Origin of the sequence: Sphingomonas sp. Leaf242, from assembly GCF_001422045.1 — a bacterium.
Classification (GTDB): Bacteria; Pseudomonadota; Alphaproteobacteria; order Sphingomonadales; family Sphingomonadaceae; genus Sphingomonas.
In genome coordinates, this window is record NZ_LMLW01000008.1 from 620,815 (window position 1) to 645,280 (window position 24,466).

The 24,466-nt window shown below is 68.3% G+C and carries 26 protein-coding genes; 9 read left to right on the plus strand and 17 right to left on the minus strand.

The genetic code is table 11. The annotated features are described in order from the left end of the window. Window positions 1-31: 31 nt before the first annotated feature. Genes ASF09_RS10785 through ASF09_RS10800 form a run of 4 tightly spaced genes read left to right on the plus strand, consistent with a single transcriptional unit; the run spans window position 32 to window position 4,578 of the window. Window positions 32-1,426, plus strand: coding sequence for an ATP-binding protein (locus ASF09_RS10785; protein WP_060526191.1), 1,395 nt, complete (start codon window positions 32-34; stop codon window positions 1,424-1,426). Then, window positions 1,423-2,790, plus strand: a complete 1,368-nt coding sequence (locus ASF09_RS10790) for a GNVR domain-containing protein (protein WP_060526192.1) — start codon at window positions 1,423-1,425, stop codon at window positions 2,788-2,790. The genes ASF09_RS10785 and ASF09_RS10790 overlap by 4 nt, the downstream gene beginning before the upstream one ends. After that, window positions 2,787-3,455, plus strand: coding sequence for a hypothetical protein (locus ASF09_RS10795; RefSeq protein WP_056054098.1), 669 nt, complete (start codon window positions 2,787-2,789; stop codon window positions 3,453-3,455). Before ASF09_RS10790 ends, ASF09_RS10795 begins: the two co-directional genes overlap by 4 nt. Window positions 3,456-3,465: 10 nt before the next feature. Next, window positions 3,466-4,578 (plus strand): glycosyltransferase, encoded by a 1,113-nt coding sequence (locus ASF09_RS10800; protein WP_162237252.1) that lies wholly within the window; start codon window positions 3,466-3,468, stop codon window positions 4,576-4,578. 16 nt (window positions 4,579-4,594) lie between these two features. Here the strand turns inward: ASF09_RS10800 and ASF09_RS10805 are convergent, their stop codons facing one another. Then, window positions 4,595-5,236: a TlpA family protein disulfide reductase gene (locus ASF09_RS10805; protein ID WP_060526194.1), complete on the minus strand. Its 642-nt coding sequence runs from the start codon at window positions 5,234-5,236 to the stop codon at window positions 4,595-4,597. Here ASF09_RS10805 and argH point away from each other — a divergent pair. Genes argH through ASF09_RS10830 form a run of 5 tightly spaced genes read left to right on the plus strand, consistent with a single transcriptional unit; the run spans window position 5,235 to window position 9,952 of the window. Then, a complete protein-coding gene (argH, locus tag ASF09_RS10810) occupies window positions 5,235-6,620 on the plus strand; it encodes an argininosuccinate lyase (protein WP_060526195.1) in 1,386 nt (461 codons plus the stop codon). The two genes, ASF09_RS10805 and argH, sit on opposite strands and share 2 nt — an antisense overlap. After that, a complete protein-coding gene (locus ASF09_RS10815) occupies window positions 6,617-6,859 on the plus strand; it encodes a hypothetical protein (RefSeq protein WP_060526196.1) in 243 nt (80 codons plus the stop codon). Before argH ends, ASF09_RS10815 begins: the two co-directional genes overlap by 4 nt. An 11-nt stretch (window positions 6,860-6,870) precedes the next feature. Then, a complete protein-coding gene (lysA, locus tag ASF09_RS10820; RefSeq protein ID WP_060526197.1) occupies window positions 6,871-8,133 on the plus strand; it encodes a diaminopimelate decarboxylase in 1,263 nt (420 codons plus the stop codon). Then, complete coding sequence (locus ASF09_RS10825; protein ID WP_235529789.1) at window positions 8,130-9,002, plus strand: precorrin-2 dehydrogenase/sirohydrochlorin ferrochelatase family protein; 873 nt, start codon at window positions 8,130-8,132, stop codon at window positions 9,000-9,002. Before lysA ends, ASF09_RS10825 begins: the two co-directional genes overlap by 4 nt. Then, complete coding sequence (locus ASF09_RS10830) at window positions 8,999-9,952, plus strand: zinc transporter ZntB (protein ID WP_060526199.1); 954 nt, start codon at window positions 8,999-9,001, stop codon at window positions 9,950-9,952. Before ASF09_RS10825 ends, ASF09_RS10830 begins: the two co-directional genes overlap by 4 nt. Window positions 9,953-9,956: 4 nt before the next feature. Here the strand turns inward: ASF09_RS10830 and ASF09_RS10835 are convergent, their stop codons facing one another. The 16 genes from ASF09_RS10835 to fliF all read right to left on the minus strand — a co-directional run bounded on the left by ASF09_RS10835 (window position 9,957) and on the right by fliF (window position 24,466). Next, window positions 9,957-10,355 carry a flagellar export chaperone FliS gene (locus tag ASF09_RS10835; protein WP_060526200.1) on the minus strand — a complete coding sequence of 133 codons (399 nt, stop codon included), beginning with the start codon at window positions 10,353-10,355 and terminating at the stop codon, window positions 9,957-9,959. Next, on the minus strand, window positions 10,352-11,800 hold the full coding sequence (gene fliD, locus ASF09_RS10840) for a flagellar filament capping protein FliD (protein WP_060526201.1): 1,449 nt from the start codon (window positions 11,798-11,800) through the stop codon (window positions 10,352-10,354). Before fliD ends, ASF09_RS10835 begins: the two co-directional genes overlap by 4 nt. A 58-nt stretch (window positions 11,801-11,858) precedes the next feature. Then, window positions 11,859-13,013 carry a flagellar type III secretion system protein FlhB gene (flhB, locus tag ASF09_RS10845; protein ID WP_060526202.1) on the minus strand — a complete coding sequence of 385 codons (1,155 nt, stop codon included), beginning with the start codon at window positions 13,011-13,013 and terminating at the stop codon, window positions 11,859-11,861. 15 nt (window positions 13,014-13,028) lie between these two features. Next, on the minus strand, window positions 13,029-13,802 hold the full coding sequence (gene fliR / locus ASF09_RS10850) for a flagellar biosynthetic protein FliR (RefSeq protein WP_082444231.1): 774 nt from the start codon (window positions 13,800-13,802) through the stop codon (window positions 13,029-13,031). Between the two features lie 127 nt (window positions 13,803-13,929). Next, window positions 13,930-14,199 (minus strand): flagellar biosynthesis protein FliQ, encoded by a 270-nt coding sequence (gene fliQ, locus ASF09_RS10855; protein WP_055874447.1) that lies wholly within the window; start codon window positions 14,197-14,199, stop codon window positions 13,930-13,932. Between the two features lie 122 nt (window positions 14,200-14,321). After that, window positions 14,322-15,068, minus strand: a complete 747-nt coding sequence (gene fliP / locus ASF09_RS10860; protein ID WP_183128832.1) for a flagellar type III secretion system pore protein FliP — start codon at window positions 15,066-15,068, stop codon at window positions 14,322-14,324. Window positions 15,069-15,268: 200 nt separating this feature from the next. After that, on the minus strand, window positions 15,269-15,523 hold the full coding sequence (locus tag ASF09_RS10865) for a flagellar biosynthetic protein FliO (protein ID WP_056054129.1): 255 nt from the start codon (window positions 15,521-15,523) through the stop codon (window positions 15,269-15,271). 5 nt (window positions 15,524-15,528) lie between these two features. Beyond that, a complete protein-coding gene (gene fliN / locus ASF09_RS10870) occupies window positions 15,529-15,819 on the minus strand; it encodes a flagellar motor switch protein FliN (RefSeq protein ID WP_056054132.1) in 291 nt (96 codons plus the stop codon). Next, window positions 15,816-16,778, minus strand: coding sequence for a flagellar motor switch protein FliM (locus ASF09_RS10875; RefSeq protein ID WP_060526203.1), 963 nt, complete (start codon window positions 16,776-16,778; stop codon window positions 15,816-15,818). Before ASF09_RS10875 ends, fliN begins: the two co-directional genes overlap by 4 nt. Before the next feature lie 3 nt (window positions 16,779-16,781). Beyond that, window positions 16,782-17,408 carry a flagellar basal body-associated FliL family protein gene (locus ASF09_RS10880; protein WP_060526204.1) on the minus strand — a complete coding sequence of 209 codons (627 nt, stop codon included), beginning with the start codon at window positions 17,406-17,408 and terminating at the stop codon, window positions 16,782-16,784. A 16-nt stretch (window positions 17,409-17,424) separates the two neighbouring features. Then, window positions 17,425-19,239 carry a flagellar hook-length control protein FliK gene (locus tag ASF09_RS10885; RefSeq protein ID WP_060526205.1) on the minus strand — a complete coding sequence of 605 codons (1,815 nt, stop codon included), beginning with the start codon at window positions 19,237-19,239 and terminating at the stop codon, window positions 17,425-17,427. Between the two features lie 46 nt (window positions 19,240-19,285). Beyond that, complete coding sequence (locus ASF09_RS10890; protein WP_060526206.1) at window positions 19,286-19,711, minus strand: hypothetical protein; 426 nt, start codon at window positions 19,709-19,711, stop codon at window positions 19,286-19,288. A 1-nt stretch (window position 19,712) separates the two neighbouring features. Further along, window positions 19,713-21,038 carry a FliI/YscN family ATPase gene (locus tag ASF09_RS10895; RefSeq protein ID WP_060526207.1) on the minus strand — a complete coding sequence of 442 codons (1,326 nt, stop codon included), beginning with the start codon at window positions 21,036-21,038 and terminating at the stop codon, window positions 19,713-19,715. Continuing rightward, complete coding sequence (locus ASF09_RS10900; RefSeq protein WP_060526208.1) at window positions 21,032-21,793, minus strand: FliH/SctL family protein; 762 nt, start codon at window positions 21,791-21,793, stop codon at window positions 21,032-21,034. Before ASF09_RS10900 ends, ASF09_RS10895 begins: the two co-directional genes overlap by 7 nt. Next, the gene (gene fliG, locus ASF09_RS10905) at window positions 21,786-22,796 is read right to left on the minus strand and encodes a flagellar motor switch protein FliG (RefSeq protein WP_056054156.1); all 1,011 of its coding nucleotides are present in this window, start codon (window positions 22,794-22,796) and stop codon (window positions 21,786-21,788) included. The genes ASF09_RS10900 and fliG overlap by 8 nt, the downstream gene beginning before the upstream one ends. Further along, a complete protein-coding gene (gene fliF / locus ASF09_RS10910; RefSeq protein WP_060526209.1) occupies window positions 22,793-24,466 on the minus strand; it encodes a flagellar basal-body MS-ring/collar protein FliF in 1,674 nt (557 codons plus the stop codon). Before fliF ends, fliG begins: the two co-directional genes overlap by 4 nt.

Sequence of the window (24,466 nt, forward strand, 5' to 3'; positions counted from 1 at the left end):
CGATCCTGTTCGAAGCGCGGGGTAGCCACGCGTGAGCTTCTTCGCACGCCTCCGTGACTGGCTGTCCGGTCTGCTCGATCCCGAGCCGCCGATGTCGAGCCTGCCCGACCTGCGTATCGCGGTCGGTACGCCCGTGCAGGACGCCTCTGCGACGGTGCGTCCGGGCGCACGTCCGGGGTCGGCGACGCAGCCGGTTCCGGGTGCGGTATCGCAACCGGCGCGCGCGAACGCGGGCGTCATGGCAATCAGCTCGCAGCGGACTCGTATCCATGCTGCGTTCGATGCCGGGATGCCGGTCGAGCACCGCGCCGGTCTGGCCGGGCGCGCGCGTGAGCTCGACCGACTGGTCGAGGCGGTCCTCGAGCATGGCAAGCACGGCATCGTGTTCGGTGCGCGCGGGTCGGGCAAGACGTCGCTGTCGCGCGTGTTCGGCGATCTGGCGGACGAGGCCGGGGCGACGGTCCTGTACAATCTGGCCGGTGGCGACATCGATTTCTCCGAACTGTGCCGTCCGTACCTCGTCGAGCTGATGTCGATCCCCGGCGAGGGCGTGCGGCGGATCGATATCCAGCCGCTGCTCAATGCGCCGTTCGACGCGCGGCAGGTCGCCAGCATCCTTGCGGAAAAGGTTCGCCGACCGACGATCTTCGTGCTCGACGAGTTCGACCGGATCGAGAACCTGGCGACCAAGACCGAGATGGCGACGCTGATGAAGCTGCTGTCCGACATGCGCTCGCCGGTGCGGATCGTCGCGGTCGGCATCGCCGCCAATCTCGAGGACCTGATCGAAGGGCATCCGTCGCTCCGCCGGCATATCGTGTCGGTGCCGATCGGCGGGATCGAGACCGAACAGCTCAAGGCGCTGTTGCTGCGCTGCTGCGAGACCGCGGGCATGACGATCGACGACGCCGCGGCCACCAGGATCTCGCGGTCCGCGGTGGGGTCGCCCTATCATCTGCGGTTGTTCGGATCGAATTGCGCGATCGCGGCAAGCCGCGCGGGCCAGGACCATATCGACGACGCGGTGGTCCAGCAGGGTCTGGTCGACGCCTATGCCGAGTGGAGTGCGCTGAGCCCGCGCGCCGCCGCGGTGGTCGCCGATATCCAGCGCCTGCCGAAGCAGATCGCGACGGCAGCCGCGGTCATCTGCCTTGCAGCGGCGATGCGGACCCGGATCGAACGCACCGAGGTGGTCCTGGTGCTCGACGAAGACGGTCATGACGATGCGACGATCGCCGCGGCGTTCGCCGCGTTGAGCCCGATCCTGCATGCCAGCGCGATCGAAGGCAGCTATTATTTCGACGATACGCTGGCACCGCAATTCTATTTGCTTGTGTATAATCGCAGGATCGATCCGACCCGGATCAAGACCCCCGGGCTCGACGATCTGCGAACTGTTCTGGAACGGGGAGTGCGTGATCTGTGATCGGTTTCACTGACTTGGTAAGCGCGATCCGGTATAGGCTCCGGCTTGTCCTGATCGTGGGCGGGCTGGTGTTTCTCGCCATTGCCGTGCTCGGCTTCACGCGTCCCCGCGCCTACACCGCGTCGTCGTCGGTGCTGGTCGATCTGACCCAGCGCGATCCGGTCAGCGCCAACAGCGTGACGGGTTCCGACAATAGTTCGGTGCTCGAATCGGTGATCGGCACGCAGGAGGACATCATCCGCAGCGATGCCGTGCTCGGCGAGGTCATTCGCCGCAGCCCGCAATTCCAGAGCGCGAAGCTCGGCGATACGCCGGCGGAGCGCACCCAGAACGGCCTTGTCATGCTGCGTCGCGATCTCGCGATCAGCAACGAGAAGGGCAGCAACGTGATCCGGCTCAGCCTGACCGCGAACACGCCCGAGCAGGCGGCCAAGACGCTGAACCTGATCGTCGACACGTTCCTGACCAAGCAGGTGACGCTGCGCAGCGGCAGCGCGCAGGGTAACGCCAAATGGTACGACGCGCGGACTCGCGACGTCCGTGACCGGCTGGAAGCGGCGCAGTCGCGCTTGTCCAACTTCCAGCGGCAGCACGGCATCGTCGGCATGAACCGGATGGACGTCGAGGCCGACCGCGTCCGCAACCTGTCGACCGAGCTGGTCTCCGCGCAGGCCGCCGCGGCGGTCGCGCAGTCCAAATCGGGATCGACCGCGCAGCCCGAGGTCGCGCAGTCGACGATCGTCCAGGACCTTCAGCGCGAAAGCGGTATGCAGGCGGGCAAGGTCGCCGAACTGTCGAAGACGCTTGGTCCGAATCACCCCGACATGCTGGCTGCCAACGCGCAGCTGGCGGCGCTGCGCAGCCAGCTCGAATCGGCGCGATCGATCCAGGCGCAGGCGTTGACCGCCTCGAGCTCGGCAGCGGGCCGGCGCGAGTCGCAGATCCGTGCCGATCTGGCCGCCCAGCAGACGCGCATGCTCGCGCTGTCGGGTGTGCAGGACCAACTGAACGTGCTGCAGCGCGACGTCGATGCGGCGCGGGCGACCTACGACACGGTGCGTCAGCGCTACAACGAGGCGACGCTGCAATCCGAGGTGTCGCAGGCCAATGCGAGTCGTCTCGATCGCGCGGTGGCGCCGACGCTGCCATCCAAGCCGAACCTGATCCTGTGGGTGATAGCAGCGATCGTGCTGGGTGCAGGCGCTGGCCTCGCCTCGGCGATCGGGCAGGAAATGCTCACGCCGCGGCTGCGGACCCCGTCGGGGACCGCGCGTGCGCTCGATCTCGACGTGATCGCCGACATGACCGACATCGAAAGCGGGACAACGGGCTGGCGAGCCCCGCGCAAGGAGGCAATAGCGTGAGGCTTCGTTCGACCACTGGTCCCGCATCGTTTCGCTCCGACGGCGACGATACCGGATCGTCCCATGTCGCCCCCGGCAGCGTCGATCCGCTGGTCGTCGCGGCCTATGCGGCCGACACGCCCTATGTGGTGGCGGCGCGCGCGATCCGCAGCTCGATCCTGCAAAGCTATGGCGAGACCGATCGCCGGTCGCGCGCGTGTGCGCTGATCGGCGTCGATTGCGACGAGGCGCTCGCCGTGCTGGCCGCCAATATCGGCGTGGTGATGGCGCAGGCCGGATCGCACACGCTGATCGTCGACACCAATCGCGCGCATCCGCGGATTGCGAGCCTGTTCCAGCTGGCCGATCATGCCGATCACCAGGGCACCGCGATCCCGGGCCTGCTGGTGCAGGGGACCGGATCGGATGGCGGCAGCGGCGAACCGATCGAGCGTCGGTCGCTGCTCGAACAGCATGATGCGGTCGCGACCTCGAGCGGCCAGATGCTGGCCGTCGCGGCGATCCATTCGACCAACGGCGCGACCAGCATTGCCGACGCGATCAGCGGCTTCGACGCGGCGGTGATCGTCGTCCGCAAACACCGGACCAAGCGCAGCGACGTGCGCGGGCTGATCGAAGTGCTCGACCAACACGGCATTCCGATCACCGGCACCGTCCTCGTCTGATCGCATGGCCGTGTCGACCGGACCGCGCGGGGATGGCACCGCGCCCCGCGTGCTGCATGTGTGCGACAGCATCATCGGCGGGACGGGGAGCTTTCTCGCCGAGTTGCTGACGCCGCAGGCGGAGCTTTACGGCCCCGCCGTGCTGACGTTGCTGATGCCCGAGCAGCACCGCGACCATATCGAGCCGCGGCTGCGCGACAGCGGGATCCGGTTCGAATTCTTCGATCGGCCGAACCGGCTGCGGGGCATGGCGAAACTGTTCTTCGCGTATCGGCGCGTGCGGCGCGCGACGCGGCCGGACATCGTCCACGCGCATTCGTTCGGCGCCGGCGTGATCACGCGGATCCTGCGGTTCGGGCGTCGCCCTCGCGTGCTGTTCTGCCCGCATGGCTGGGCGTTCAGCATGCAGGTCTCGCCGAACGTGCGGCGCTTCATCGTTGCGGTCGAGCGCTATCTGGCAAGGGCGGCGGACCGGATCCTGCTGATCTCGCCGCACGAACGCGACGTCGCAGTCGAGGCCGGCTTGCCCGAACGCAAGCTGGTAACGATCAACAATGCGATCGCCGCGGCCCCGCCGCCGGTCGCGGCCGCGCGGTGGGACGACTCCCGGATCAAGCTCTTGTTCGTCGGTCGGCTGGACCGGCAGAAGGGGCTCGATCTGCTCCTGGAGGCGATCGCCGGGCTGGGTGATCGCTATGCGCTGCGAATCGTCGGGCAGGCCGTGCTGTCGACGGACACGGGCAGCCCGACACCCGATTTCGTCGAGTATGTCGGATGGCGCGACCGCAACGGCGTGGTCGCCGAGATGATGGCGGCGGATGCGATCATCGTGCCGTCGCGCTGGGAGGGCTTCGGCCTGGTCGCGATCGAGGCAATGCGCGTCCGCCGCGCGGTGATCGCCTCGACCGCGGGCGGGCTGAACGACATCCTCGACGGCGGACGCTACGGCGTGAGCTTCCCGGCGAACGATGCCGCCGCGCTACGCCGGACATTGGAAGCGCTCGACCCCGCCACGTTGCCCGAATGGGGCGAGCGGGGCCATGCGCGCTTCATCGCCGAATATACCGCGGAGAAAATGGTCGATGCGGTCGACCGGGTGTACCGGTCCGCGCTCGACGACTGACGCGGTCGCGCCCCGATCAGGACGCTTCGGCGATCAGCTTGGCGGCCGCGGGCGTGTTCCATTCGTAGCCGCCGGTCATCCGCCACACTTCCTTGCCCGCCGAATCGTAGAGGATCGTGGTCGGCAGGTTCGCCTGGTAGGCGAGGCTGAGGCCGAGCTTCGGATCGAGATACGGCTTCAGCGTCGAGAATGTCTTCGCGGCGAAGAATGGCGTCACCTTCTCCGCGCCCTGCATGTCCTGGCTGACCGCGATCACCTGAACCTTGCCGGCGAGCGACTTGGCGGCGGCGTCGAGCGTTGGCATTTCCGCCACGCACGGCGCGCACCAGGTCGCCCACATGTTGAGGAGCAATGGCTTGCCCTTGAACGCGGCGAGCGTGACCGACTTGCCGTCCGGCGCGGTGAAGGCGACGGCCGGCCCGGTCTCGCCCTTGTGGCTGCGGTCGAGCTTTTCGGCGGGGGCGGTCGCACCGGTCGCCTCGTCGGGGGCAGGGCCGGACGCGACCTCGTCGGCGGACGCCGTGTTCGCCGCGACGACGTTTGCTTGCTCCGGCGCGGGCGATTTCCTATCGCAGCCGGCGACCAGCAGGCCCATCCCCATCACGGCGGCGATCGGCCCAGACTTTAACAGCGAATTGAACACAGGATTCGAGAACATGGACGGTTCCAATTCGATGTGGGGCGGGCGGTTCGCCGAAGGGCCGGCAGCGGTCATGCGCGAGATAAACGCCTCCATTCCCTTCGACAAGCGGCTCTGGCAGCAGGATATTGCCGGTTCGAAGGCGCATGTCGCGATGCTCGGCAAGCAGGGCATCGTTTCGACGGAGGACGCCGCGACGATCTCGGCGGGCCTCGACACGGTGGCGGCGTACTACGCCGAGCACGGCGTCGAGGAGAATCTGGTCCTCGAGGATATCCACATGCAGACCGAGGCGCGGCTGGCCGACGCGATCGGTCCGGTCGCGGGGCGGCTGCATACCGCACGCTCGCGCAACGATCAGGTCGCGACCGACTTCCGGCTCTGGGTGCGCGATGCGATCGACCAGGCGCTGGCGGCGCTGGCGGGGTTCCAGGAAGCACTGCTGACTCGCGCGGCAGAGCATGCGGCGAGCGTGATGCCGGGCTTTACGCACTTGCAGTCGGCGCAGCCGGTGACGCTGGGGCATCACCTGATGGCCTATCACGCGATGATCTCGCGTGACGTCGGGCGGTTCGCCGATGCCCGCGCAAGGATGAACCGATCACCGCTGGGCTCGGCTGCGCTGGCCGGCACGGGTTTCCCGATCGACCGCGCGATGACCGCCGAGGCGCTCGGCTTCGACGGGCCGATGACCAACTCGCTCGACGGCGTCAGCGACCGCGACTTCGCGATCGAGTATCTGACCGCCGCGACGCAGACTTCGCTCCACCTCTCGCGGCTTGCCGAGGAGTTCGTGCTGTGGGCGTCGCAGCCGTTCGGGTTCGTCGCGCTCAGCGATCAATGGTCGACCGGCAGCTCGATCATGCCGCAGAAGCGCAATCCCGATGCCGCCGAGCTGGTGCGTGGGCATGCCGGGCGGATCCTCGGCTGCATGACCGCGCTGATGGTGACGATGAAGGGCCTGCCGCTCGCCTATTCGAAGGACATGCAGGACGACAAGCCGCCGGTGTTCGAGGCGCATGACCTGCTCGCGCTGTCGATCGCGGCGATGACCGGGATGGTCGAGAGCGCGACGTTCCGCACCGACCGGATGCGCGGACTGGCCGAGAGCGGCTTTGCGACCGCGACCGATCTCGCCGACTGGCTGGTGAGGGAGGCGGGCCTCCCGTTCCGCGAGGCGCATCATGTCACCGGGCGCGCGGTGAAGCTGGCGGAGGAGCGGAAGGTCGCGCTCGATGCGCTGCCGATCGAGGATCTGAAGGCAATCGATGCACGGATCGACGAACGCGTGTACGGCGTGCTCTCGGTCGACGCGTCGGTCGCCAGCCGGACCAGCTTCGGCGGCACTGCGCCCGACAATGTGAGGGCGGCGATTCTAGCGGCTCGGGGAGAGACGGCATGAAGCGGGTTCTTGGATTGGCGGGACTGGCGTTGGCGCTGTCCGGATGCGGTGCGGCGGATGGCTTGAAACCGGCCGAGGGCAAGATGCTGCCAGTCGCGCCTTACGGTGCGAAGACCCGGCCGACGCCGGCGCAGTTGCTGACGCCCACCACGCAGCAACGCCCCAAGCGCAGCGACGAGCTGCTGACCCAATCCGACGAGCGGCGTAGCGACGAGTTCGACCTGCCGCCGCCCAATTGAAGACCTGATCCATGGACCATTTCGCCTATCGTGACGGTGTCATGCACGCCGAGGACGTCGCCCTGCCGGCAATCGCCGAGGCCGTCGGCACGCCCGTCTACGTCTATTCGACCGCCACCTTCCGCCGCCACGCGCAGGTGTTTCGCGATGCGCTGAAGGGCGCGGGCCGCGTGCATCTGGCTTATGCGATCAAGGCCAACCCCAACGTTGCGGTGCTGCGCGTGCTGGCCGACGAGGGCTACGGTGCCGACGTGGTCTCCGCGGGCGAGATGCAGCGCGCGCTGGCGGCGGGGATTCCGGCGTCGGACATCGTGTTCTCGGGCGTCGGCAAGACGCGGCGCGAACTGGCGCAGGCGCTCGATGCGGGTATCGGCCAATTCAATCTGGAGCTGGAGGAGGAGGGTGAGGTTCTTGCCGCGCTCGCCCACGCCCGCGGCGAACGCGCGCCGGCGGTGCTGCGCGTGAACCCCGATGTGGATGCCGGCACGCACGCGAAAATCTCGACCGGGCGCAAGGAGAACAAGTTCGGCGTCGCGATCGACCAGGCGGTGGCGATGTTCGACCGGTTGTCGCAGCATGACGGTCTCGATTTGCGCGGCGTGGCGATCCATATCGGCAGCCAGCTCGCTGATCTCGCGCCGCTCGAAGCCGCCTATGGGCGGATCGGCGAGCTGGTCGCGGAGCTGCGTGCTGCCGGTCACACGATCAGCCGCGTCGATCTCGGCGGCGGGCTCGGCGTACCGTACAAGCCCGGCGACGTGCTGCCGAGCCCTGCCGAGTACGGCGCGATGGTCGCGCGCGCGACCGCCGACTGGGACGTCGAACTGATGTTCGAACCGGGGCGCGTGATCGCGGGCAATGCCGGCGTGCTGCTCACCGAGGTGATCTGGGTGAAGCCCGGCGTCGTGAACCCGTACGTGATCGTCGATGCGGCGATGAACGACCTCGCGCGCGTCGCGATGTACGACGCGTATCACGACTTCGTCGCGGTCGCGCCGAGCGGCGAGCGGATGACCGCCAACATCGCCGGGCCGGTGTGCGAGACCGGCGACACCTTCGCGATGGGGCGCGATATCGACGCGGTGAAGTCGGGCGATCTCGGCATCTTCCGCACTGCCGGCGCATACGGTGCGACGATGGCGTCGACCTACAACAGCCGTGCGCTGGTGCCCGAGGTGCTGGTCGATGGCGACCGGTTCGCGGTGGTCGCCGACCGCATCCACCCCGAGACGATCCTCGCTGCCGAGCGCGTGCCGGAATGGCTCAAGCGGTGACGGCTTCCGTCCCGCTACGGAGCCTGCCGCTGTTCGTCAGGCTGGCGGGTCGCCCGGTGATCCTGCTGGGCGAGGGCGAGGCGGCGGATGCGAAACGGCGGTTGCTCGATCGCGCGGGGGCCGATGTGGTCGGCGAGGATGCTGCGGCATCGCTCGCGATCGTCGCGATCGACGACGAGGACGACGCGCTGGCGGCGGTGGCGCGGCTGAAGGCGCGCGGCATCCTCGTCAACGCGGTCGACCGCTCTGCGCTGTGCGACTTTACGCTGCCCGCGATCGTCGACCGCGCGCCGGTGTTGATCGCGATCGGGACGAGCGGCGTGTCGGCGGGGCTGGCGGCGGCGCTGCGGCAACGGTTGGAAGCGCTGATTCCCGCCGATCTCGGCAAACTCGCGCTGGCGTTGCAGGCGGCGCGTGGCGCGTTGCGCAAGCGCTGGCCCGACATGGGCGAGCGGCGCCGGGCGCTGGCGACGGCAATGGGGGCGGGCGGGATGCTCGATCCGCTGTCGCCGACGCATGACGTCGATGCGTGGCTGGCCCAACCCGTACCAGACTCCCCTCCCGGGAAGGGAGGGGCAGGGGGTGGGTTGGCTGCTGATGCACGCGCCGACTCCCAACTGGCCTACCCACCCCCAACCCCTCCCTTCCAGGGAGGGGAGCAGGTCGCGATCCGCCTCACCTCGACCGATCCGGACGACCTGACGCTGCGCCAGGCGCGGGCGCTGGCGAGCGCCGACCGGGTCTATCATAACCCCGACGTGCCCGCGGCGATACTCGATCGCGCACGCGCCGATGCGGCGCGGCGCTGCGCGGCGATGCCGGCGGATCCGGGCACCGGCCTTTCGGTGGCGATCGAGATGGCCCTGTGAGCGGCTTCGGATTTCGCATCACCAACGGCGAAGCGACGCGCGTCGATGTCAAGGAAGCGCTCGACTGCACCGCGGATCTCGTCTGGGTGCATCTGTCGACCACTGCCGAGCATGCGCAGGCGTGGCTGCGCGACGAGGCCAAGCTGCTCGACTATGTCGTCGATGCGCTGACCGCGACCGAGACGCGGCCGCGGTGCGAAGCGGTCGGCGACGGCGCGTTCGTCAATCTGCGCGGGCGATCGAAGGAGGAGCTCGACACCTCCGACCTGCTCGCCTCGGTGCGGATCTGGGCGGTGAAGGGCCGCGTGTACTCGGTCACGCGGAAGCCGCTGATCGCGGTCGCCGAGGTCGAGAAGATGGTCGAGCGCGGCGAGATCCGCGATCCAGGCGACCTGATCGCCGCGTTCGCGACCGCGATCACCACCGATCTCGATCCCGACGTGGCGACGCTCGGCGACGAACTCGACGATTGCGAGGAACAGCTCGACGCCAACCGCGTGTTCGAGCTGCGCCGCACGGTCAGCAAGGTGCGCGTCGCGGCGATCGGCTACAAACGCTTCCTCAATCCGCAGCGCGCGGCGCTGGAGAAGCTGGCGGCGTTGCCCGGCGACTGGCTGGCGGACGACGATCGGCTGCATCTGGCGGCGGCGGCGGACCGCGCGGCGCGGATGGCGGAGGAGCTCGAATCGATCCGCGAGCGCTCGGCGCTGGTCCACGAGACGCTGACCGATCTGCGCGCCGAGCAGATCGACAATCGCTCGCTGATCATCTCGATCGCGGCGATGGTGTTCCTGCCGCTGACCTTCCTGACCGGGCTGTACGGGATGAACGTCAAGGGCCTGCCCTATGCCGAGGAGCCTTGGGCGTTCGATGCGATCGCGGTGGCGTGCCTGGTGATCGCGGTGGGCGTCGTGGGGTATTTCTCCGCGCGCCACTGGTTCAGGCGGTAGCGTCTTACGCCGCGCTGACGGTCCGCCAGGCCTGCGCGATCTCGTCCAGCATGTCCGCCGAATCGCGGAACGGGCGGGGATCGAGGCCGATCGAGGCGTTGATGATGGTTTTCCGCGCGCCGCCATACAGCCGCGCCAGCGTTTCGGCGACCGCGCCGCCATTTTCGAAATCGAGACCGGATTCGAGCGCGAACAGGATCGCGGTGGCGCGCGTGATCCGCTCGCTCTTGATCGCGAGCTTGCCCTTTTCGGCGGCCCAGGCGGCGGCGCGCAACGCGGCGACCAGCTCCTTGTAGAGCAGCTGGACGAGCGCGGGGCCGTCCGCGGTCGCGGTGCGGCCGACCGCATCGATCTGGCGATAGGTCGCGAACGGGTCGCGGGTCAGGGTCGTTGCGTAGGTCACGAGTCGCTCTTGTTCCACTGGGCGATCTGGCCGGCGAGGAACGTCTGCGTCGACTTGTACGCCGACACGCGCGAATTCATGCTGGCATATTGCTGGGTCAGGCGGGTGTTCATCTGGGCCGACTGATCGGTGACCTTGTCCTGCTGATCGGTGACTACGGACTGCGCCGCGGTGTAGCGCAACGCCGACGCACCGAGCCCGGTCAGCGTGCTGGTCGCGCCGGTCGTCAGCGCGGTCAGCGTCGCGGACAGGCCGAGCGCGTTGGTCCCCGACGGCGCGAACATCGATTCGATCGTGTCGGGGTTCGCCGCGATCTGTTTGGCGAGCAACACCGCATCGACGCGCAAGGTGCCGTCGGTGCTGGTCGCGACGCCGATCTCCGACAGCGTGCGCGGGATACCCGAGACCGCACCGCCGACGAGCGCCTTGGACGACAGCGCCTTGAACGATCGCAGCAGGCTGGTCGCGGCGGGATCGGAGCGGAGATTGCCGGTGATCGGATCGGTCTGTGCGGTGATCGCGGCCAGCACCTGGTTGTAGGTGTCGACGACATCGCTGACCGCCTGCGTCAGCGCGTCGGTCGGCGGGGTGCTGCCCAGCGTGACCGGGACCGTCGAGACGGCGTTGAGCTGCAGCTTCACGCCGTCGACCAGATCGCTGACGGTGTTGCTCGGCCGCTCCACGGCGATGCCGTCGACGGTCAGCTGCGCGTTCTGCGCAGTCGAGACGAGACTGGTCTTCGTCGCGCCGCCGCCGATATCGACCGCATCGCCGGTCGCGCCCTTCAGCGTGAAGGCCTGCGCGTCGCCCGTGCCGCCCTTGACCGACAGATAGGCGCCGCCGTTCGCATCGGTGACGACCGAGGCGGTGACGCCGGTCTTCGCGGCGTTGATCGCCGAGGCGATCGAATCGATGCTGCCGTTGCCGACGGCGATCGAGACCGGAGTGCCGCCGCCGATCGTCAGCGTGAGCGCACCGGTGCCGAGGTCGGCGGTGCGATCCGCGACCGCGGTCGTCGTCCGCGCGACCTGCGCGGTGGCGAGGCGCGTGACGGTGACGCTGGCCGCCAGCGCCGACAGTTTGGCGCCGGGCAGTGCGGTCGCGGACAGGACGGTGGTGTTGGAACTGCTCGGCTGCGTCTGGAGACTGCCGCTCTTCACCAGATTGGCGAGCGCGGTGGAGAAGCCGGTGATCGCGCTCTTGATCGTGCCGATCCCCGAGATCTGCGCGGTCAGCGTGTCGGCCTTCGCCTTCAACGTCGCGGTCTTGGTCGCGAATTGCGCGTTGACGAGCGCAGGGACCAGCGTGGAAGTATCGATCCCGGAACCGGTGTTGAGCGACGTCAGCAGCGCCTGGGTCGCCGACTGGATGACGCTCGTCGCGCTCGGCGTGGGGGTCGCAGTGGGCGTCGGCGTGGCCGTCGTGCTGGTGGTCGAAGTTACCATGGCGAAATCCCTGCACTGCGCACGCTTACGATCAGTAACGGCCGGGCCGGCGCGATCTTTAGGCCTGTTTCATCCCGTTTTCGTCGAATCGCGCGTCCTTCGGCACGGTGACGAACGGCTGGACCGCCGCGGCTGCCCCGCCCCCGGTACCGCCGGCTGCGACGTTGAGCCCGAACACGAACGCGAGCACCGTCGCGATCGCCATGTAGAGGTCGTCGCGGACCTCCTGGTTTTCCTTGCTGGTGTAGTAGATTGCACGCGCCAGCATCGGATATTCGAGCACCGGCACGCGACCCTCCGCGGCGAGTTCGCGGATCGCCAGCGCAGTCGCACCGCGGCCCTTGGCGACCACCACCGGCACCTGATCCTTGCCGCGATCGTAGCGCAGCGCCACCGCGAAGTGCGTCGGGTTGGTCAGCACGACATGCGCCTCCGCGACCGACTTGCGTAAGCCCCCGCTCGCCATCGCGCGCATCTTGGCCCGCATCTGGCCCTTCGCTTCGCCATTGCCCTCGGTCGACTTGTGCTCGTCCTTCACCTCCTGCTTCGACATCCGCATCTTGCCGAGGCGGCGGATGATCTGGATCGGCAGGTCGATGCCCGCGATCGCGCACAGCCCGAACGCCATCGCGATCAGGATCGCCTTGAACGTGCCGCCGAGCGACGACAGCGCCTGGTTGAGATCGGCGGACGAGGCGAGCCCCATCGTCGTATGCGCGGCCTTCCACAGCATCCAGCCGCCGATCGTGCCGAGCAGGATCACCTTCAGCAGCGACTTGCCAAGCTCGATCCAGCCGTTCGATCCGAAGATCCGCTTGAGACCCGCGGCGGGATCGACCCGGCTGTATTTGGGCGCCATCAGCTTGCCGTTGAAGCCGAGCGAGCCGAGCCCGGCCTGGCTCAGAATCGCGGCGGCGATGGTGACGACGAACAGGCTGATCAGCGATGGCGCGAGCTTGCCGCCGGCGTCCATCAGCGGCCGCCACGGCGAGAAATCCTCGACATCGGCGTGGGTGAACTGGAAGCTCGATGCCATCACCTGCTTGCAGGCGGTGATCAGCGTCGGGCCGGCATAGATCAGCCAGCCGACGCCCGCGACCATGCTGAGCGCGGTGGCGAAATCGCGCGAGCGGAGGATGTCGCCCTTCTCGACCGCATCCTTCTTGCGCTTGGCGGTTGGGGATTCGGTCTTTTCACCGCTGTCCTCAGACATGGGCCGCCGCCGCCATCAGCCGAGCACCAGGTTTTCGGTGGCGGCGAGCCCTTCGCGGACGATGACGAGCATGTAGTCGCCCATCGTCGGGAACGCGATCGCCAGCGTGATGACGCCGACCGCGAGGCTGGCGGGGAGGCCGACCGCGAACAGGTTGAGCGCGGGCGCGGCGCGGCTCAGCATGCCGACGACGATGTTGAGGCAGAGCAGCAGGAAGCCGACCGGGAGCGCAAGCAGCAGGCCGGCGAGAAACGCATAGCCGCCGAAGAACGCGATCGCCTTCAGCCGCTCGACGCCGATCCACGCGGCCCCCGGGGGGAGAACGTCGTAGCTGCGGACGATCAGGTCGATCAGGATAAGATGGCCGTCGACCGACAGGAACAACAGCGTCAGCATGATCGAGAAGAACTGGCCGAGCGCGGGGCTCGACTTGCCGTTCTGCGGGTCGATCGAGGAGGCGAAGCCGAGCCCCATCGCGCCGCCGATGACTTCGGCCGCGATCATCGGCGCGGCAAAGGCGATCTGGAGCACGAAGCCGAGCGCGAGCCCGACCAGCGCTTCGGCGGCGGCGGACAGCATCGTCGGAACGCTGAAGATGTTTTCCGGGGGCACGATCGGGTGCGCCGCGAGCACGAGGAACCCGATCGCGCCCGACAGCGTGACGCGCACGGTGACGGGCACCGAGACGTTGCCGAACACAGGCGCGGCGATGAACGTCGCGCCGATCCGGATCATCACGAAGAAGAGCGCCCAGAGCTGGGGCTCGATCGAGAGACCGAAGCCCAACACTACTTGGTTCCCTTCCCGCTTGCGGGAGGGGTCAGGGGAGGGCGCGACGTACGTACTGGCGTCCGGTCGGTGGGGCACGCCCCTCCCCCGACCCCTCCCGCAAGCGGGAGGGGAGCAGCAAGTGCACTCATTTAACCAGATCCGGGATGCGCTCGAAGATCCCGATCGTGAAATCGCTCAGCAACCCCAGGATCAAGCTCCCGAAGATCAGGATCGACACCGCGACCACCACCAGTTTCGGCACGAACGACAGCGTCTGCTCGTTGATCGACGTCGCCGCCTGGATCATGCCGAGGATCAGCCCCGCGAGCAGCGCCGGAATCAGGATCGGTGCACTGGCGAGCGCCAGCACCCACATCGTCTGGTTCGCGACGGTCAGGAAATATTGCGCGTCCATGGCTTACAAAACTGCCGTTCGTGCTGAGCGAAGTCGAAGCACAGGAGTCTCAGGCCCTTCGACTTCGCTCAGGGCGAACGGTAGGTGTGGGGCGAACAGGAGTGCAGGACGGTTCATCGGCTCTACGTCGCGAACGAGTTGGCGAGGCTGCCCATCGTCAGCGCCCAGCCGTCGACCAGCACGAACAGCAGCAACTTGAACGGCATCGAGATGATCGTCGGCGAGAGCATCGCCATGCCGAGCGACATCAGCACGGTCGCGACGACCAGATCGATGACGATGAAGGGGAGGAAGATCAGGAAGCCGATCTGGAACGCGGTCTTCAGTTCGGACGTGACGAACGCGGGGAGCAGCACGGAGAAGGGGATGTCGAGCGATGACGCGTAGGGGCCGGACTTGGCCATCTGCGCGAACATCGTGACGTCCTTGACGCGGGTCTGCTTGACCATGAACGCGTGCAAGGGCACGCCTGCGGTAGTGATCATCTGCGTGCCCGCGAGCTTCCCCGCAGCATAGGGCTGGATCGCGGTCGTGTTGATCTGGTTGATCGTCGGCGCCATGATGAAGAACGACAGGAACAGCGAAAGCCCGAGCAGCACCTGGTTCGGCGGCGTCTGCTGGAGGCCGAGCGCCTGGCGCAGGATCGCGAGCACGATGATGATCCGCGTGAAGCTGGTCATCATCAGCAGGATCCCCGGCAGGATCGTCAGCAGCCCCATGATGATGAGGACTTGCAGCGACAGCGACAGCGAGCCGCTCTGGCCGGTATTGCCCGCGGCCTGGCCGCCGAGCTGGCCGAGCGCGCGATCGACCGCGTCGCCGACGGCGGGGTTGGTCGGGGCGGGGACGCCCTGCGCGAAGGCGGGCATCGCGAGGAAGAGTGCGAGGAGGACGGCGAGGCCTATCCACACTAAACTGTTTCCCCGCGAACGCGGGGATCCAGGGTTACGGATCGCGCCGTTCGTGGCTCCTGGATTCCCGCGTTCGCGGGAAAACGGGGAGCGCTTCGGCGCGGTAAACAGGGCAGGGCCCGAGCCTTTCCGCGTAACCGTCGGACGAGCGACCGCGCTCATGCGTCGACCTTGTCGATCAGGTGCACGCCGCCACGCCCGACCGAGACGAGCAGCCGGCGGCCCTCGAAATCGATCACCGCGAGGCGCAGGCCCGGCGAGATCATCATCGTTTCCTTGACGCCGATCAGCCGCGTCGAGGGCTTGCCCGGGATCCGGCTCTCGAACTTGCGCCACAGATACAGGCAGCCGAACATCAGCCCGCACACCAGTGGCAGCAGGATGACGAGCTTGAGGATATAGGTCCAGAGCATCGGGCTCAGCCGCGCTTGTCGGGGCTGACGAGCTCGGTCATCCGCACGCCGAAGCGCTCGCCGACCGTGACGACTTCGCCGCGGCCGATCAGCGTGCCGTTGACGAACACGTCGAGGAGTTCGTTCGCCTGGCGATCAAGCTCGATCACGCTGGATTCGCCCAGCGCGAGCAGTTCGCGCAATGTCAGGCTGGTCGAGCCGATCTCGACGGTCAGCTTGACGTCGACATCCTGGAGCAGCCGGAAATTGGCGGCGACGGCGGCGTCGACTGGGAAGCCTCCGGTCATGTCGTTCATGCTGCAAATCCTTCGTCGAAACTGGTAATCGAGGTGAGCTGGATGGCGGCGAAGCCATTGGACGTGCCGACCGTGCCGCAGCCGAGCCGGTTGTTGCCGACCATCACCGGCACGTCGCCCGAGATGGTGATCGGAATCACGTCGCCGGGCTTCAGGTCCATCAGCATGGTCAGCTTGACGACCGGCTCGGCGAGCACCGAGCGGATCGGGAAGCGCACGTTCATGGCGGCCCGCGTCAGCTCGGTGCGCCAGGCCGGATCGGGCTCGGCCGACTTGCCGACGACCTTCGCGGTCAGCGACGGCGCATGCGGCTTCAGTGCTGAGACGGGGTAGACGAGGTCGAGGAACACCGGCTTTGCAGCTCCGGCGGCGATGCCGAAGCGCGTGACGATCATCGCGTCCTCGCCGTCGAGATCGGCGATCATCGCCGGGTTCACCTCGACGCGGGTCGGCAGGAAGTCGAACCGCGCCATCGGCTCCCACGCGGTCTTTAACGGCGCGGCGATCATCTGGCCGATCCGCGCGACCATCGCTTCGGCGGCGGGCGAGAACTCGGTTGGCAGCGTGTGCGGCGCGGCACCGGTGCCGCCGAAGAACATGTCGAGCATCTCGAGCACGAACTTGCCGTCCATGATGCACAGCGCCTGCGCCATCCCCGGAGTCATGATCAGCGGCAGCCACGCGGTCAGCGCATCGCTGCGCTCCGCGCGGTAATCGGTGAAGCGCTGGACCACCAAAGGCTCGGCCCAGCAGCGGACCTCCTGGCGCAGCAACGGCTCGAACACGCCGCGCAAACCGCGTGCGAACCGTGCCGAGAGATGCTGCAACGAATGCAGGTCGCCGAACGGATTGAGCTTGGCCCCGCCGAGCACGCCCTGATGCAGCACGCCGTCCTTGGGCGCGCCGGAGCGATCCCGGTCGCGTCGCTCGCGTGTCTTTGCTGAGGCCTCGTTAACCATGCCTCACTGAACAACGAAACTGGTAAAGTAAACGTTACCGATGCCGCCGAAGCCTTCCTTCTGCTTGAGCGTATCGTTGATCGCTTTCGCCAGGCGGACCTGCAGCTGGCGCTTGCCGTCGCTGCTCATCACCTGCTCCTCGGTCGTGTCGCCGAGCGCCATCAGGATCGCCGAGCGGACCGCGATGTCGTTGGTTTTCAAATTGGTGATGACGGTGTCGTCGTACGGCGTGGCGACCGCGATGCCGACCTGGACGAAGTGCGACGAGTCCTGGAGATTCGAGGTGAATTCCTTCTCCATCGGGTAATAGGTCGACGCGTATTTGTCGCCGCCCTCTCCTGCGGGGGGCTTCATCCCGTGGTTTTCGGGCGCGGCCTCATCGCCGCCATGACCGCCGCCTTCGCCGCCTTCGGTGGGATGCTTCTGCTCGCTTTTGGGGACGAGCTTGGGCTTGCCGTCGTCGGCCGCCGCAGCGTGACCGCCGCCGAGCAGGCCGGCGTTCGACGCATACACGCCCGCGCCGACGCCGCCGCCGACCAGCACGATCAGCGCGACGCCGCCGATCAGGATCGTCTTCATCTTGCCCTTCTTCTTCGGGGCGGCGTCGGCAATATCTTTCTTGTCGCTCATGTCAGGGTCCTTCGGGTCAAGCGATTCGGGTGTCTTCGTGCGCGTCGTCGATCACCGCGGCTGGCGCGGTCGTCGGGCGATTCGGAGAGTGCGGCGCGGTGGGTGTGCGCTGCTGGCTGGAGCTGGCGGCATTGTCACCGAGCATGCCCTGGCCGAGCTTCAGCCCGCGTGCTTCGGCGAGTTCGACGAGCCGCGGCTGCGCGTCCTGCAACAGCGTGCGCGTCGTGGCCTGGTCGGCGGTGAAATGAACGTGGACGGTATCGCCGTCCTTGCGCATCGAGACGTCGATCGCGCCGAGCGCGTCGGGGACCAGGCGGATCCGCGTATCGGTCGCATCGGCGGCGTTGCGCAGGATCTCGATGCGCTCGATCATCGCGTGCGGCCAGCGCTCCTGTCGCATGTCGAGCGGGGTTTGCTGCGCCTCGGCGGTCTTGATCGTCAGCGGCGATACCGGCGCGCCGGCGGCGATCGACGGCACGCTCGGATCGGTCGCGTCGCGCTCGTCGCGCGCCTTGGCGGCCTGGATCGCGGCGCCGAACACCTGGCTGGCCGAGGCGACGGTGCCGGGTTGCGGCTGGACCGCGACGGGCTGCGCGAGCGTGAGCGCGACGGGGGTGGTCGCCTCGGTCGCGGTCCAGCGCGGCGTGGCCGGCGCGGCGTCGGTGGCCGGCGCTGGCACCGACGATTGCGCGGTCGAACCGGGTTCGGTCGCAAGACCGAGTGGGGGAATCACGCTTGAGATTTGTGGCGCGACGGGCACGGTCGCCGCAAACGCCACGATCTGCAACGGCGGAGCCGCAGCGGGCGTGGTGGTGACCGGGGTGACGGGCGTCAGGGTGACCGGCGTGACTTCCCGCGGTGAGATCTGGCTACGATCGACCACGCCCACCGCAGTTCGCGGCGAGGCTGTGGCGACGGGTAGGGCGCTGAGCTGCGCGACTGGGCGTGGCGCGATCGGGATTTGCAGAATTGCGGATGGCGCGACGGGGATCGCCGTTGGCGCAGCCGGTTCGGCCTGTGCGAGCTTCGGCGCGCTGCGAGATTGCCGTGGGGCCGTGGTGATCGAGGTCGTGAGGTTCGGTTCCGCGGCCATGAGAGGCTTTGCGTCTGCCGCACCTGTAGCGACGGGCTTTGCGGCACCGATCGCCGATCCGGCGGGCGCGACGGTGTAATCGGCCACGATCATCTTGGTGGCTTCGGGCGGCGGCGAGGGCGTGAGTGGCGTGACCAGCGGGATGTTCGGGTTGGCGTGCGCAAAGGGCTGAGCGAGAATCGGCTGAGCGATCACGGGCTGATCGGGCAGCGCCGGTTGATCGACGAGCGTCGCGTCGGCGGTGTCGTCCGACGGGGTCGTCGGGGTGTCGCTCTTGGACTTGCCGCCGCGGGGCGCGATCGCGAACGCCGCGGGACGCGCTGCATTAGGGCTCGGACGCGGGGCGGTGGTGCGTTTGGCGAGGTCGGGCGTCGCGGGCTCCGGATCTGCCAGGATTGCTGGTTGTACGAGCGTTAGCGATGTCGGGCGCGGGCCTGCCGCGAGCGGCTCGGCGAGGAGAGTGACGATTGCCGGGGCGATCGGCTGTGCACTCTCCGTCACGATCGGGGTCGGCAAGGTGTTGCCGGTCGCGGCGGCGTCCTGCCGGATGATCGTGCCGGGCGACAGCGCCGGGATTGCGACGATCGGCATCGGTGGCGTCGACGCACCCTCCGCGCCGGCGTCGTCGTTCGCCTGCGCGAAGGAGCCCGCGAAATCGCCCGGCGCCCGCCCGTTCTGCACGGTCGTCGACCGCGCCGGGGTCGGCAGCGTGGGAGATAGGGTCGGGGTCGGGATCATGCAGGATACTCGTTCGGGCGGCGGCACGGCGCCGGTCCGCTAGCGCTCAGCAAGGATCGTGCCGAACCTTTCGGAACGCGGGCGATTCCTCCATCGCGCGGATCGCCTTCAGCACCGCGTCGGCATCGGCACGCGCGAGCAGCTTTTCGACCGCACTCTGGTCGCGCTTGGCGGCGCGGGTCGCTTCGGCTGCGCGGCCGACATGATGTTCGGCGGCCTGCATCCGCTCGACCGCGGCGTCGGCGGATTTCTGCAGGCGTTCGCGGTAATGCGCGGCGGCGCCCAGCGACACGGCGACCTGTGTCTCGTGGACCGGCGCGACCGCGTCGACGAGCAGCGCGATACGCCCGGACAACAGCTGTTCGCTCGCGAACTTGTCGTGCGCGCGCGCTTCGTCGGCGCGGGTCAAGCCGAGCTGGAGCGTGCGGACGCGGTGGATGCGCGCCAGGGTCTTGCCGCGAGCATCCGCCATCTCAGCCGCCGAAGACGCCGGTCAGTTCGGCCACAGCATCGGCGAGCGAGACGTTCTCGTCGGCATCCTGGCGGATATATTCCATGACCGCGGGGTGGCACGCGATCGCCGCGTCGATCGCAGGATCGGCGCCGTGGCGATACGCGCCCATCAGCACGAGATCGCGGTTTTCCTCATAGGTGGCGAGGTGGCGGCGCAGCGTGCGGGCGGCCGCGGCGTGGGGGGCGTCGACGATGTCGGTCATCACGCGGCTGACCGAGGGACCGATGTCGATCGCCGGGTACACGCCGCGCTCGGCGAGCTGGCGGTTTAGGACGATATGGCCGTCGAGGATCGAGCGCGCCGAATCGACCACCGGATCGTTGCCATCGTCGCCGTCGGCGAGCACCGTGTAGATCGCGGTGATCGAGCCGCCGGTGTGGACGTCGACGCCCGCGCGCTCGATCAGGTTCGGGAGCATGGCGATCGCGGACGGCGGATAGCCGCGCGCGGATGCGGGTTCGCCGAGCGCGAGGCCGATCTCGCGACCGGCATGCGCGACGCGGGTCAGCGAATCCATGATCAGGAGGACCTTCTTACCCTCGTCGCGGAAAGCCTCTGCGATCGCGTGCGCGCGGAGTGCACCGCGGATGCGGAGGACGGGCGAATGGTTGGCGGGGACCGCGACGACCACCGAGCGTTTGCGCGCTTCGCCGGCGACCTTCGTCTCGAGGAAGTCGGCGACTTCGCGTGAGCGCTCGCCGATCAGGCCGATCACGATCACATCGGCCTGCGCGGCACGGACGATCATGCCGAGCAGCACCGACTTGCCGACGCCCGAGCCGGCCATGATGCCGACGCGCTGGCCTTGGCCGATCGTCAGCAGGCCGTTGATCGCGCGGACGCCGACGTCGAGCGGTTCGCGCACGCGGCCACGATCGAGCGGCGACTGGAGTTTCCCCGCGAGCGGCCAGCGCGCCGCGCCGCGGATCGGGCCTAGTCCGTCTATCGGCTTGCCGGCGCCGTCGACGACGCGACCTAGCAGCGCGGCACCGACTTCGGCCTCGCCGGGCGCACCGATCGGCTTGACCGGCGCGCGTGGCAGCAATGCGGCGGCGCCGCCGAGGTTCATCATCAACGTACGGCCGTTGCGAAAGCCGATGACCTCGGCCTCGACGCTCGCCGCCCCTTCGCCGACCTGACAGACGGTGCCGACCGGCAGCGTCAGCCCGACCGCTTCCATGAGCAGGCCATCGAACGAAGCGAGACGGCCGGAAACCTTGGGCTTGGCGACGAAATCGGCGTTGGAGAGGGTTTCGAGATAATCGGCGGTGAAGCGGTTCAACATTTGGGCACCGGCACGCGGTCGATCGCCAGCGCCAGCTGATCGAGCCACAATTCCGGACCGTCCTCGACGATCGTCGAGGCGCTTTCGAGGACGAAGCTGCCGCGCGCGACGCCGGGGTCGCCTGCCGCGAAGATCGACTTCGGCAGGCGGCCTTCGAGTAGCGCGACGTCGTCGGGATGGACACGGAGCAACGCCGATTCGGCACCGTCGGCGAGCAGTTCGGCGGCGTTTTCGATGCGGCCGGCGAGCACGTCGGGTGCGATCCCGACTTCGCCGACAACCTTCGACACGAGGAACAGGACGGTCTGGCGGAGCTGTCCGGCGATCCGCTCGCGGTCGATCCGATCGGCGCCCAGCGCGGTGGCGAGATCGCCGAGCAACGTCGCGTCACGCTCGCCGGCATCGCGCGCGGCAGCCGCGGCGGCGGCGAGCCCTTCCTCGTAGCCGGCGGCATGCGCGGCCGCGAGCGGATCGATGAACGACGACTCGCTCACCGGATCGAGCGGATCCCAGCCGGCGGTCGGGTTCGCGTCCTTGTCGGCCGGGCTGAAATGGCGCGGAGTGCCGGCATCGCCTGCGGTGTCGCGGACGGATTCGGCGGTGAACGCGTGCCCGAAATCATTGGCAGGCCGAATCGTCGCGCGCGCGCGGATATCCGCGGCGGCGAAACCGGACGGCGGCGCGAACGCGCTGGCGAGGACGTTGGCAGCGGTGGTGTGGCGCGACGCGAAGCCCGCGGTGAAGCCGTTAGACATAATCGTCCTCGCCCCCGCCCATCTGGATCGTGCCGTCCTTGGCGAGCCCGCGCGCGATCGCGATCATCGCCTTTTGCGCTTCGAGCACCTCGGCGAGCTTCATCGGCCCGCGTGCCTCCATCTCGTCGCGGATGCCGTCGGCGGCGCGCGCCGACATGCAGCCGAGGAAGCGGTTGCGGATCGTCTCGTCGACGCCCTTCAACGACTTGGTCAGGATCTCGCTGTCGACGTTGCGGATCAGCGTGCCCAGGTTCTTGTCATCGAGGTCGAGCAGATTGTCGAAGATGAACATCGCCTCCTCGATCGCCTTGGCGACGTCGCGGTCGATCTTGAACAGCTTCGGCATCACGCGCTGTTCGGTCGCCTTGCGCGCGCCGGACAGGATCTTGGCGGCTTCACGCGTGCCGCCGAGCGTGACGCCGGCGCCTGCCGACGACGTGCTGGTGCGGTTGGCGAGCAAGGTGCGCAACGTATCGACCGCCTCTGGCGTGATCGGCCCGAGCCGGGCGATACGGTGGAGGATGTCGGGCTGGACCGCGTCGGGCAGCAGTTCGAGCACCTGGCCGCCGATCGACGCATCGAGATTGGCGATCAGGACCGCGGCGATCTGCGGATGCTCCTTCTCGATCATCGCGGCGATCTCGGGCGCGTCGAGCCAGTCGAGCAGTTCGAGTTCGCACGCGGCCTCGGCCGGCGTGATCCGCGCCAGCACGCTCTCGGCCTTTTCGCGACCGAGCGCGCGGTTCATCACCGCCTCGATCTTGGGTCGCGGGTCGAAGCCGATCGCGGTGCGTTCGCGGGCATGCCCGACGAAATCGTCGAGCACGTCCTCGACTTCCTGTTCGGAGACGTCGGCGACCTTGAACATCGCCGCGCCGAGCTGGCGCACTTCCTCGGGCTCGAGTTTCTGGAGGATGGCGGCAGCCTCTTCCTCACCGACCAGCATCATCAGCACCGCGGCGCGCTCGACGCCGGTGTAGGTTCTGATGGCGACCTCGCTCACTTCGCGTCCGCCTTGATCATGTCGCGTACCGCCAGCGCGGCGCGCGTCGGATTGTCGCGGGTGAAGCCGCGGACTGCGCCGATCCGGTCGTCATAGCCACGCGTGTTCTCGAGCTGGTCGAGGCTGACGGGGGCGGCCACGCCGATCCCGGCAGGCGCGCCGTCGCCATCGACCTCGCCGATGGGCTGGCCGAAGGCGGGACGCGTCGTGGCGTCGTCGCGCTTCTTCATCAGCGCCTTGGCGATCGGGCGGACGCCGAGCAGCAGCACCAGCAGCGCGATGACGATCGCGGTGCCGTTGCGCGCGAGCACCGGCAGCCAGGCGTTGTCGTACCAGGCGGGGCCGCTCGTCGCGGACGCATCGGCGCCGGCGAACTTGCGGCTGATCACCGTGACGTTGTCGTTGCGCGCCGCATCGAATCCGACCGCGCTCTTCACGAGATCGCTGATCTGGGTGATCTCCATCGCGGTGCGGCGGGTCTTGTCGGGATCGCGGAGCAGGACGGCGACCGACAGGCGCTTGACCCCGCCCGGCGTCGCGCGCGTCACCGAGACTTCGCGGCCGAGGTCGTAGGCGCGCTGATACTGGTCGGACTGCTTCATCGGATCGGGGGCCGGACCGCCGGCGACCGGGGGACCGGGGTTGCCGTTCTGCGCCTGCGGAGTCGACAAGGTGCTCGCCGAGGGCGGCGTATTGCTGAGGGCGCCGGGAATACCACCGGGGCCGGCGGCGGCGCCTTCCTTCTGGTTGCCCGTCCAGTTACCCGTCTCGGCGCGCAATACGCCCTGCTTCTCGTAGCTTTCGCGCGTCGCCTGGCTCTCGTCGAGATTGACGTCGGCCTGGACCTCGGCGGTGAAGTTGCCCGCGCCGACCAGCGGCGTGAGCAGCGCGATCAGCTGGGTGCGATACTTGTCCTCGATCCGGCGCTGGATATCGATCCGCGCGTCGCTCGCGGCACCGGCACCATCGCCGCCACCGCTCTTGGTCAGCAACGCGCCCATCTGGTCGACGATCGTCACCGCCTCGGGCTTCATCCCCGGCACCGACGAGGCGACGAGGTTGATGATCGAGCTGACCTGCGCATCGCTCAGCGAGCGGCCGCCCTGCAATTTCAGGATCACCGACGCCGACGGCGCGGCGTTGTCGCGGACGAACACCGACGCTTCGGGCATCGCGAGATGCACGCGCGCCTCGGCGACCGCATCGATTTCCTCGATCGACTTGGCGAGCTCGGACTCGCGTGCCTGGCGGAGACGTTCGCCTTCGACCGCGCGGCTCACGCCCATCGGCAACTGGTCGAGGATCGCATAGCCGCCGGGCGCCGCCTTGGGCAGGCCCTGGCCGGCGAGCAGCATCTTCGCGCGGCTATAGTCCTCCTCGGACACGGTCAGCGCGCCGGTACCATCGTCGATATGGCTCTTGATGTTGGCGGTGGTCAGCGCGGAGGTGACCGCCGCCTTGTCCGAATCGGGCAGGCCGCTGAACAGCGTCTTCTGCGTCGGCGTCGACAGGCTCATCCACGCGAGCGCGGCGGCCGCGATGAGTCCGACCATCAGCGCCATCGGCAGCGAACGGCGCACCGCCGGCTGCGCGAACGCACTCTTGATCTGCTGGAGAGGGTTGGCGAACCGTTCGGTGCCGCCAGGCGAGGGGATGAGTGCGGTGCTCAT

What these genes read in the sequence shown, in the direction of transcription:
- argH (WP_060526195.1), top strand. Translation starts at nt 5,235, where the DNA reads ATGGACGGTTCCAATTCGATGTGGGGCGGGCGGTTCGCCGAAGGGCCG.
- ASF09_RS10805 (WP_060526194.1), bottom strand. Translation starts at nt 5,236, where the DNA reads ATGTTCTCGAATCCTGTGTTCAATTCGCTGTTAAAGTCTGGGCCGATC.
- ASF09_RS10815 (WP_060526196.1), top strand. Translation starts at nt 6,617, where the DNA reads ATGAAGCGGGTTCTTGGATTGGCGGGACTGGCGTTGGCGCTGTCCGGA.
- lysA (WP_060526197.1), top strand. Translation starts at nt 6,871, where the DNA reads ATGGACCATTTCGCCTATCGTGACGGTGTCATGCACGCCGAGGACGTC.
- fliD (WP_060526201.1), bottom strand. Translation starts at nt 11,800, where the DNA reads ATGGTAACTTCGACCACCAGCACGACGGCCACGCCGACGCCCACTGCG.
- flhB (WP_060526202.1), bottom strand. Translation starts at nt 13,013, where the DNA reads ATGTCTGAGGACAGCGGTGAAAAGACCGAATCCCCAACCGCCAAGCGC.
- fliQ (WP_055874447.1), bottom strand. Translation starts at nt 14,199, where the DNA reads ATGGACGCGCAATATTTCCTGACCGTCGCGAACCAGACGATGTGGGTG.
- fliP (WP_183128832.1), bottom strand. Translation starts at nt 15,068, where the DNA reads ATGCCCGCCTTCGCGCAGGGCGTCCCCGCCCCGACCAACCCCGCCGTC.
- ASF09_RS10865 (WP_056054129.1), bottom strand. Translation starts at nt 15,523, where the DNA reads ATGCTCTGGACCTATATCCTCAAGCTCGTCATCCTGCTGCCACTGGTG.
- fliN (WP_056054132.1), bottom strand. Translation starts at nt 15,819, where the DNA reads ATGAACGACATGACCGGAGGCTTCCCAGTCGACGCCGCCGTCGCCGCC.
- ASF09_RS10875 (WP_060526203.1), bottom strand. Translation starts at nt 16,778, where the DNA reads ATGGTTAACGAGGCCTCAGCAAAGACACGCGAGCGACGCGACCGGGAT.
- ASF09_RS10880 (WP_060526204.1), bottom strand. Translation starts at nt 17,408, where the DNA reads ATGAGCGACAAGAAAGATATTGCCGACGCCGCCCCGAAGAAGAAGGGC.
- ASF09_RS10885 (WP_060526205.1), bottom strand. Translation starts at nt 19,239, where the DNA reads ATGATCCCGACCCCGACCCTATCTCCCACGCTGCCGACCCCGGCGCGG.
- ASF09_RS10890 (WP_060526206.1), bottom strand. Translation starts at nt 19,711, where the DNA reads ATGGCGGATGCTCGCGGCAAGACCCTGGCGCGCATCCACCGCGTCCGC.
- ASF09_RS10895 (WP_060526207.1), bottom strand. Translation starts at nt 21,038, where the DNA reads ATGTTGAACCGCTTCACCGCCGATTATCTCGAAACCCTCTCCAACGCC.
- ASF09_RS10900 (WP_060526208.1), bottom strand. Translation starts at nt 21,793, where the DNA reads ATGTCTAACGGCTTCACCGCGGGCTTCGCGTCGCGCCACACCACCGCT.
- fliF (WP_060526209.1), bottom strand. Translation starts at nt 24,466, where the DNA reads ATGAGCACCGCACTCATCCCCTCGCCTGGCGGCACCGAACGGTTCGCC.